This window comes from Candidatus Binatia bacterium, assembly GCA_036382395.1.
GTDB lineage: Bacteria > Desulfobacterota > Binatia > HRBIN30 > HRBIN30 > JAGDMS01.
This window is the reverse complement of sequence record DASVHW010000012.1, coordinates 1-8,642: the sequence shown is the minus strand read 5'-3', so window position 1 is coordinate 8,642 and position 8,642 is coordinate 1. Positions and strand designations below refer to the sequence as shown.

The 8,642-nt window shown below is 64.6% G+C and carries 11 protein-coding genes; 2 read left to right on the top strand and 9 right to left on the bottom strand.

The window, feature by feature from the left end; all coding sequences use genetic code 11:
- Nucleotides 1-261: hypothetical protein (locus tag VF515_00825; GenBank protein ID HEX7406169.1), on the top strand; the 261-nt coding region annotated here is incomplete at its 5' end.
- A 70-nt stretch (nucleotides 262-331) separates the two neighbouring features.
- On the opposite strand, the gene VF515_00820 is transcribed toward VF515_00825, so the two are convergent.
- Complete coding sequence (locus VF515_00820; GenBank protein ID HEX7406168.1) at nucleotides 332-778, bottom strand: type II toxin-antitoxin system VapC family toxin; 447 nt, start codon at nucleotides 776-778, stop codon at nucleotides 332-334.
- Complete coding sequence (locus VF515_00815) at nucleotides 778-1,032, bottom strand: type II toxin-antitoxin system VapB family antitoxin (protein ID HEX7406167.1); 255 nt, start codon at nucleotides 1,030-1,032, stop codon at nucleotides 778-780. The genes VF515_00820 and VF515_00815 overlap by 1 nt, the downstream gene beginning before the upstream one ends.
- A gap of 335 nt (nucleotides 1,033-1,367) precedes the next feature.
- Here VF515_00815 and VF515_00810 point away from each other — a divergent pair, with 335 nt between their 5' ends.
- Entirely contained in the window at nucleotides 1,368-2,483 is a 1,116-nt protein-coding gene (locus VF515_00810) for a DUF481 domain-containing protein (GenBank protein HEX7406166.1), read from the top strand.
- 72 nt (nucleotides 2,484-2,555) lie between these two features.
- Here VF515_00810 and VF515_00805 read toward each other — a convergent pair whose 3' ends face one another.
- From VF515_00805 to VF515_00775, 7 genes are all read right to left on the bottom strand, one after another.
- Nucleotides 2,556-3,017 (bottom strand): RES domain-containing protein, encoded by a 462-nt coding sequence (locus VF515_00805; protein ID HEX7406165.1) that lies wholly within the window; start codon nucleotides 3,015-3,017, stop codon nucleotides 2,556-2,558.
- Nucleotides 3,017-3,454 carry an antitoxin Xre/MbcA/ParS toxin-binding domain-containing protein gene (locus tag VF515_00800; protein ID HEX7406164.1) on the bottom strand — a complete coding sequence of 146 codons (438 nt, stop codon included), beginning with the start codon at nucleotides 3,452-3,454 and terminating at the stop codon, nucleotides 3,017-3,019. The genes VF515_00805 and VF515_00800 overlap by 1 nt, the downstream gene beginning before the upstream one ends.
- Nucleotides 3,455-3,556: 102 nt before the next feature.
- Nucleotides 3,557-4,234, bottom strand: coding sequence for a hypothetical protein (locus VF515_00795; GenBank protein ID HEX7406163.1), 678 nt, complete (start codon nucleotides 4,232-4,234; stop codon nucleotides 3,557-3,559).
- A gap of 147 nt (nucleotides 4,235-4,381) precedes the next feature.
- Complete coding sequence (locus VF515_00790) at nucleotides 4,382-6,088, bottom strand: DEAD/DEAH box helicase (GenBank protein ID HEX7406162.1); 1,707 nt, start codon at nucleotides 6,086-6,088, stop codon at nucleotides 4,382-4,384.
- 170 nt (nucleotides 6,089-6,258) lie between these two features.
- Nucleotides 6,259-6,498, bottom strand: coding sequence for a YheU family protein (locus VF515_00785; protein HEX7406161.1), 240 nt, complete (start codon nucleotides 6,496-6,498; stop codon nucleotides 6,259-6,261).
- Nucleotides 6,499-6,500: 2 nt separating this feature from the next.
- Nucleotides 6,501-6,689: a hypothetical protein gene (locus tag VF515_00780; GenBank protein HEX7406160.1), complete on the bottom strand. Its 189-nt coding sequence runs from the start codon at nucleotides 6,687-6,689 to the stop codon at nucleotides 6,501-6,503.
- 258 nt (nucleotides 6,690-6,947) lie between these two features.
- The gene (locus tag VF515_00775; GenBank protein ID HEX7406159.1) at nucleotides 6,948-8,510 is read right to left on the bottom strand and encodes an FAD-dependent monooxygenase; all 1,563 of its coding nucleotides are present in this window, start codon (nucleotides 8,508-8,510) and stop codon (nucleotides 6,948-6,950) included.
- Nucleotides 8,511-8,642: the final 132 nt, after the last annotated feature.

Sequence of the window (8,642 nt, the reverse complement as noted above, 5' to 3'; positions counted from 1 at the left end):
GCAACCGCCGCTCGTCAGCCGGCGCAGCAGACGTTACGACCGGCGCCCCCGGCCCTGCAGTCCTCTTTCGAGCGCGCAGCCCAAGACGGCGACTGGTACCGGCGCGGCGACTTCGCTGACGGCACGCCGCTAGGGTCCGCCGCGTGCTTCTTGCGTCTCAAGTCCGAAGACGAACGATTTGACGGCTTGCTTCTGAGCGAATCCGCGCTGGCCAAGGATTGCAACGCTCCTGAAGAGGACGCTGCGTGGGCAAGCCTGTAGCCGGCGAGGTCGTTGTCCTGCCGTTCCCCCAGACCAACCTGCAAGCAGGGAAGCGCCGCGTGAAGAGGCTTCACCGGGGAAGGATGCCCGCTTCGCCTCGCCTATTTTGTGTCACTTTCGGATTGGTCGCAATCACGGCGGTGATATCCGTTTGCGAAAAGTCGTCCCCCTTGTACAGTAACGGCGCGTGCAGGACCTTGGCAAGCGCATAGGAAAAGCAATCGCCGTAGTTCAGGTTGGCGGGATGGCGGCCCTTTCCGAACCGGCTGAACGCGTGGCGGGCACCGTGCGCCTGCTCGGCGTCGATGGCAACGAGGTCGATGGTCGCCTTGGCAATCAACAGATCAAGGTCGCGCAGACCTTCTGCACCATAGCGCGACTCGATCACGATGGATGTCTCGACAAACGTCGCAGTGGACAGCGCCGTGGTCTCCGCCGCCTCGATCGCTTCGTTGAAAGCCCTGCGCTCCGGCTCGTCCTGCAGGATCGCCAGCAACGCGGAGGTGTCGATGACCATCAGCGGGGCAGCCCGTTCTCGTCGTAGCCGATGATCTCGTCCGGCGTCCGCGCATCATGCACCGGCAATGCGGCGCAATGGCGAGCGATCTCGTCGAGCTCATCCGCCAGGCGCCGTTTGGAGCGCTCGCGGCGAACCCGCGCCAGCCGGTCACGCAGGGCCTTGGTCACCGCCTCCGTCTTGCTTTCGCCTGTGAGCTGAGCAAGCGTCTCCGCCAGTCGCTCGGTTTCTGGGTTTCTGATGTTCAGCGGCACTGTGTTGACCGCTCCACGACATGCTATACAGCAACACCACGCGCTGCGCCAGCGACATGCGAAGATCTCGGCGACCAGATAGGAGTGAAGGACGCCGCCAGACATCATCGAGCCATGCGAGGAGCGACTGCGAGAAGACGCGGTGGTGACGCCTTGCGCCGGCAGCGCTCGCTTCCTTCCTGGACCTCATTCGACGTCATGCTGGATGATAGGATTAACGCATAGAGGCGCTGGGCTGAGGTACAATCTCCGGCCGCCTAGATTTGTCCCGCCTCTCGGGTAGAATCTCCGGTCGGGGTGTTTCATCAAATGAAACCTTCAAGGGGGGAAGGATCATGGTCATAGATCCGAGATGTTCGAGTGAGAAGTGCGGCTGGAGGGCGGGGCTTGCCATTGGCCTAGTCATGTTGATCGGATGCGCGAGCATTGCTGCCGCGGACGAGGTGACGTCCAAGGGGACGGTATTGCGCGGCAAGGTCACGGCCCTCGGCGGCTCCGGCATTACGTTCGCCCCCGAGTACGGCACGGGAGCCCTGGCGATCAATTGGGAAAACATCGAGAACATCACAACCGACCGGCCGTTCCAAATTCTCTACGGGGACGATCAAGAGACCGCTGCGCCGCTGCGCGGAGTCAGTAAAGGAAGGCTGATGGCTGGTGCGGCATCCATTGACGTTGCGACGATCCAATCGGGTCGGCCGCTCGGTGACGGCGGCCTGTCGTTCAACGATCGGATGCGCAGCGCGTGGCGCTATTGGGCCGGGAACTTCGATGCCGGCCTCAACGTGCAGCAGAGCACGATCGACACGACCGGCTTTCTCCTCGGATTCAACACCGTGCGCACGCATGCTCCGACCAAGTTCACCCTCGGGGCCAGCTATCGCTACGGCACGGAGAAGAAGCAGGGGGAGCCGAAGAGCACGACCCAGGATCAGTTGTTCGGGCTCGTCCGCGAGGACTACAGCTTCACGCCACGGCTGTACGGGTTTGCATCCGGAGACGCAACCTACGACGGCATTGAGCGCTTGAGTATTCGGGGCGTTCCCAAGGCCGGCGTCGGTTACGTCTTCTGGGAGGAGAAACTCGCCGGGGACCGGCGCAACTTCCTCCAGGGCGAAGTCGGCCCCAGCTGGGTGTACGAAAAGTATTTTCACAATCACCCTTTGCCGAACGGATCAAATGATCGTGACTACTACGCGATCGCCTTTGGTGCCCTGGCAGGCTACTACCTGCCATACGGCGCCCACTCCGACTGGCGATTGGACTACTTGCCCGCTGTCGACAACTTCACGACGGTATACTTGTTGCGTACCGAAGCCGGCCTGACGGCCCCGCTCATCAATCCAATCAGCGCGAAGTTCGTGGTGCGTGACGAGTACAACAACCAGCCGGCAGCAGGATCGAAGCGCAACAGCTTGTTCATCAGCCTGGGCTTGTCGCTCGTCTGGTGAACGCTGGCGGGATGGCTGCCGACCGCGTCGCCCTGCGTCTCTACGGGCGACGCGGAGTCGGCAGCCGCGGTCTCACCGGGCGAGACGGGGATCGAGGAGGAACGGCATGGGCCGGCCGAACTTGAGCCGGGCAAAGGCGGGGTGCCCTGTATTCAAGAGGTAATTGGATTCTTCGGGTACAATCGTGCTGGGAACCGCCAGGGCCAGGGCGAGCCCGGATGCGAGCCAGTCATCGCCGGGCCGCTGCGTGGCGGCAATCCCCCGCAAGGTCCGCCAGTGCCGGGGCAACTCATCCGGCAACAAGGCCTCGATGAGCTTCTCGTTCAGGTCGAAAGCAAAGGCCGCCAGGCGTGGCATGGACTGCGCGACGTCGAGGTGAACGAGGAGTTCTAACGTCGCCAGAGATTTGCTGGCGCTCACATAGACGGCGCGTCGACCCGGCGAATTCCAGCGGCCGCCGAAGCGACGCGCCCCCTCTCCATCAAAAGCCGTAGCCGCATGCGTCCGCTTGACGACGCGCCACACTGTGGGCATCAGGTGTAGACGCCGTGCTCCAGGCGGCCGATGAGGTTTTCGACCTCGCGCGCACCGACCTCCGTGTCGGCGTAGTCGAGCGGTGTCTGCCCGTCCAGGGCGCGCGCCGGCTTGGTCAGCCAATTGCGCGCCGCCGTCTCGTCGCCGTCGTAGAGATCACGCGCCAGTCGGTAGAGCCGCGCGAAGCGCATGATCCGATCGCCATGCTCGGCATCGAGGACCTCGGCGCTTCGACGCCGGCGCGAGAGGGTGGCGATGGAGATGCCCACCTTTTTGGCCAAAGCGTCCACTGTCAGCCCCAGCAATTCCCGTAGCGTGTCGAACTCACTGACGCGCAGCCCCATTTTGATGCGCGCCGCGGTCTCCCCGGCACTGAGCGTGCGCGTGTAGATATGATTGCGCACCAGGGTTTTGGCATGGGTACTGGCTAGTTTCATGTGACTCTTATCATCATTGCAGTTGAAAGAATCAAGCGGTCGAGCGGCTCATCGCCGACGAGCAGGGTACGCGTCACGCGCGGCGGCTCTTGCCCTTACAGGTTAGGGACCGCGCCCGGCGATCCAGATCGTGTGCCGTCTTCCCCCACGTGGGCCTCTTGCCCGCACACCGACTTCGTCCACCTCGAACCCGACCCGACGCAGGCGCTGGGCGAAAACCCGATTGGGAATGGTCGACCAGACCGCCAACACGCCCTCAGGCCGAAGTGCCGCAAAGGCTGCATCCAGCCCGGCCCGCGCGTAGAGCCAGTCGTTGCTCTTTAGGGTCAGACCCTCGGGGCCGTTATCCACGTCCAGCAAGATGGCGTCGTAGAGCCGGTGCTCTTCCTTTAGAATCCGGGCGACATCGACCTCGCGAACAGTCACCCGGCTGTCCTGAAGTGGATGGCCAGCCAGGTCAGCAAGGGGTCCCCTGTTCCATGCCACCACCGCCGGCACCAACTCAGCCACGATCACCCGGGCCCCGGCTCCGAGTCGATGGAGTGCAGCGGCCAGGGTGTACCCCATACCCAAACCTCCGGTTAGAACCCGCGGACAGGTACGGTCGGCGACCCTGGCGCATGCGAGCTCGGCCAGAGCGTCCTCGGAGCCATGGACACGGCTGTTCATGAGTTCGCGACTATCCACCCTGATCGAAAACTCTTCGCCACGCCGGTATAGGCGAAGCTCTTCGCCGTTTCCGGGCACCTGCGCGCTGTCGAGGAGTTCCCAAGGAATCATAGAAGAACTCCACCCCGTGCTTCGACGAGCTCAGCATGAGCGGATCCCCACCCGGATTCCAAAGGACATTCTCCGCTCACCCTGAGCCCTTCGACGTTGCTCAGGACATGCTTGTCGAAGGGCGCCTCCGGCTTTCTCGACGGGCTGCTATGCGGCCGGCGCGATCGCCAGTTTGCGGCCTTTGAAGTGGATTCCCTTGAGTTTTTTCAGGACGACGTTGGCGCTGTCCTCAGCGACGTCGACGAATGTCTGCTGGTCGAGCAATTCAATGGCGCCGATGTTCTCGCGCGACACTCGCGCCAGACCGGCGATCACGCCGACCACGTCGCCCGGCCCTATCCCGCTTGCCTTGCCCACATTCATCACCAGCCGCGTCATTCCCGCCTCGTGCGAGATCGGTGAAGCCGGGTCGCGCTGGCGACGACGTGCCGCGCCTGGCGCCGAGTCGCGGTGCGACGGGTCGCGTGGCCCGGAGTCGCGGTGCGATTCCCGGCCTGGATCGGTGCGAGAGTGGCGCCGCCGCGCCGGCTCCATTTCTTCGCGGATCGGCACCGTCTCGCGCACCGTTTCGCGTCCCAAGATGTCGATCAGCGCGCTCGCGATGTCGGTCGCCGAATGGCCCTGCTCAAGCAACTGGTCGATGATCTCGTCGTGGTGCTGGTATTCGCCTTTGTCGAGCGTCTCGCGGAGCGTCTCGAAGAATTGATTCGTCCGCTTCGCTTCGACTTGCTCTGCCGAGGGAACTTTCTCGCGCCGCACGCGCGCTTTCGTGAAACGCTCGATCTGCTGCATTTTGTAGATCTCACGCCCGGCGACAAACGTGATGGCGCGTCCGCTGCGGCCGGCGCGGCCGGTACGACCGATCCGGTGCACGTAGTCTTCCGCATCCTGCGGCAGGTCGTAGTTGAACACGACTTCGATGTCGTCCACATCGAGGCCGCGCGCGGCCAGATCGGTCGCCACCAAAAACTCGACGCCGCGCTTGCGGAACTTCGCCATGACGCGCTCGCGCGTCGTCTGCGAGATGCCACCATGCAGTTTGTCGCAGCTGTAGCCACGCGCGGCGAGGTGATCGGCGAGCTCATCGACCATCATCTTGGTGCCGCAGAAAATGAGCGCGTACTTGATGTCCTGAAGATCGATGAGCCGGCACAGCACTTCGAGCTTCGAGCGGCGGTCGACCTCGTAGTAGATCTGCTCGATGGCGGGTACGGTCATCTGGTGCGACTCGATGCGGACGTTGACGGGAGTCCGCGCGTAGCGCCGGATCAGCTGCTGAATGGGAGGTGGTAGCGTGGCGGAAAAGAACGCGGTCTGACGTTCCGCAGGCGCCTGTTTCAGGATCGCTTCGATATCGTCCCGGAAGCCCATATCGAGCATGCGGTCGGCTTCGTCGAGGATGACCATCCTGATCCGGTCGAGACGCAGCGAGCCGCGCGCGAGGTGATCCATCAGTCGGCCCGGCGTTCCAATGATGATCTGCGCGCCTTCGCGCAGGCCACGCAGCTGTCGGTCGTAGGCCGACCCACCGTAGATCGGTAGCTCGCGCACGCCGCGCTTGAAGAGTGCGAGCTTGGCGACCTCCTCCGCGACCTGCATCGCCAGCTCGCGCGTCGGGCACAGGATCAACACCTGGGGGACACGCAAGCTGGCATCGACCAACTCGATCGCCGGGATCGCGAAGGCGGCGGTTTTCCCCGAACCGGTCTGCGAAAGTCCGACGACATCAACGCCGGCAAGCAACTTCGGAATGGTTTCCGATTGAATCGGCGACGCCTCCTCGAACCCGATCTTCGCAATGGCTTTGAGACTCTCCGGCGACAAGCCGAGATCTGAGAACTGCTTCTTCTGCATTCCAAGTCCTTACTCGCAGCCAACGCCGCGACGGGTATTCAATTTGGAGTGGCGCGCCTCGACAGCAACCGTGCGCCTTCTCGTCCTCACAATAGCACAAAGCTATTGCAGCGACTTGCGCAGGTCCAACCCGGGGGGCTTCCTAACACGACAGGGCGCACAATGCCCCCCTACTGCCGGCGGCGTGAGCGAGTGCGCGGCACGATGTTCACCGTGTCCGTCTGGGTATCAAAGACGACCTTCGCCTCGCCGCGGTGCAGCTGGCGCATGACGTCGGCGACCTTTTCTTCCAAAGTCCTCTCGTGTGTACCGTAGTCTGTTCCAGCGCGCGTGATGAACTCCTCGATTACGGTGCGCAAAGTGGCGGCCTGCAGGGAGTCGTACGGGACCTCGACTGCGCCCGCACTCATGCTCAGTCCTCCCGCGGCGGCTGCGGCCCGGGCACGATTCCCGCGATATCCGCATCCTCACCTTCAGTGGAGGGTCGGTTCTTCGCCTCTTCGGCGCGCTCGGCGCGGCGCGCCGTCTTCTGCTCCTGCCGCTGGCGGCGCTCCAGCTCCTTGCGCCGCTTGTTCATCGATGGGCGTCCACCTGTTGCCATGTTGCTTCTCCTTCTTACCTACTGTTGCCCCGCATCACGCGGCCGGTAGTGCAATGCGGCGTGATCGCCGCGGCCAAAGTGATAGCAACTAGCAGTTCAAACTGCTCTTGGTAAGGATAGGCAAAAGTGATGACGTTTTCGACCCACCTGCCGGCCGCCTTGCTGTTGGATATCTGTTGAGCCGCAAAGACGCACAAAACCAGCGCGATATCTTGCGCCTTCTCGCCGCGGCTCCATGTCTGGAAGTTGACGTCGACGTTAGCTCCGCGCCGTGCTGGCAGCGCACGCCTCGGCGATGCGTATACCGTCCAACGCGGCGGAGACGATGCCGCCGGCGTAGCCGGCGCCCTCGCCGCATGGGTAGAGCGCGGCGATCTCGGGATGGTGCAGCGAGTCAGCGTGGCGCGGGATGCGCACCGGTGAGCTGGTGCGCGTTTCGACGCCGACCAGCACGGCGTCCTCGGTGACGTAGCCGCGCATCGACGCGCCGAAGCGCTTGAACCCGCCCTGGAGCCGCTGCACCAAGGACGGCGGCAGCAGCGTGTGCAGTGGCGCCGTGGTGATGCCGGGGTGGTAGCTGGTCGCGGGCAACGTGGTGGATTGGCGGCTGGCGAGGAAGTCGGTGAGCCGCTGCGCCGGGGCGCGTTGGTGGCCGCCGCCGGCTGCCGCTGCCGCCGTCTCCAGCGCTTGCTGATAGCGCATGCCCGCCAGCGCCCCGTGGGTGGCGTAGGCGTCGAGGTCGGCGGCGTCGACGGAGACGACGACGCCCGAGTTGGCGAACGGCGAGTCGCGGCGCGACAGGCTCATGCCATTGACCACGACTTCATCCTGCCGCGTGGCGGCCGGCACGATGAAGCCGCCGGGGCACATGCAGAAGGAGAAGACGCCACGCTCGCCGACCGTCGTCGCCAGCCGATAGTTCGCTGCCGGCAGCCGCGGATCGGGCGTGCCGTGGTATTGCAGGCGGTCGATCAACGCTTGCGGGTGCTCGACGCGCACGCCCATGGCGAAGGGCTTGGGCGCGATGCGGATCCCGCGGGCGACGAGCAGCGCGAAGATGTCGCGCGCCGAATGACCGGTTGCCAGGATCACGGCGTCGCCGATGACGTCATCGCCGCCGGCAGTGACGACGCCACGCAGGCAACGGCGCGCATCGATGACAAAGTCGGCGACACGCGTTTCGAAGCTGATGTCCCCGCCGGCCTGCAGGATGCTGTCGCGTAGTGCGGTGACGACCTTGGGCAGTCGGTTCGAGCCGATGTGCGGGTGCGCGTCGATCAGGATGTCCGGTGGTGCGCCGTGCGCCACCAGCGTGCGCAGCACGGCGTCGACGCTGCCGCGTTTGGTGGCGCGGGTGTAGAGCTTGCCGTCGGAGTAGGTGCCGGCGCCGCCTTCGCCGAAGCAGTAGTTGCTGTCGGGATCGACGATGCCGTGTTGTTGGATCGCGGCGAGGTCGTGCCGCCGGGCGCGGACGTCCTTGCCGCGTTCGAGCACGATCGGCTTGACCCCCAGCTCGATCAGCCGCAGGGCTGCGAACATCCCCGCCGGTCCGCAGCCGACGATCACCACCGAGCGGTCGCCGCTCACCGCGCGATAGCTCGGCCGCGGCAGCTCCTCCTGCGGTGCGGGTTCGTCGCAGTAGACGTCGACCTGCAGGCGGATCGTGACCGGCGTATGCCGCGCGTCGATCGACCGCTTGCGTACGCGCACCGCAGTGATCTCCACCTCCGGCCGATCGAGCAACCGTGCCGCCAGCCGGCGCTGCGCCGCCGCATCGTTGGCGCTGTCGAGGTCGACGGCCAGTTCAAGAGAGGTGCGCATCGGCTGAATCTAACCCCAATAGGGAACATTCCTCAACGCAGAGGCACGGAGGCGCAGAAACGCAGCGCCGGGCTCTGGAGCAGCGGGGTCAGCCTCTGCAGCAGCCGTGACGGCATCAACGGCGCAGGCCTA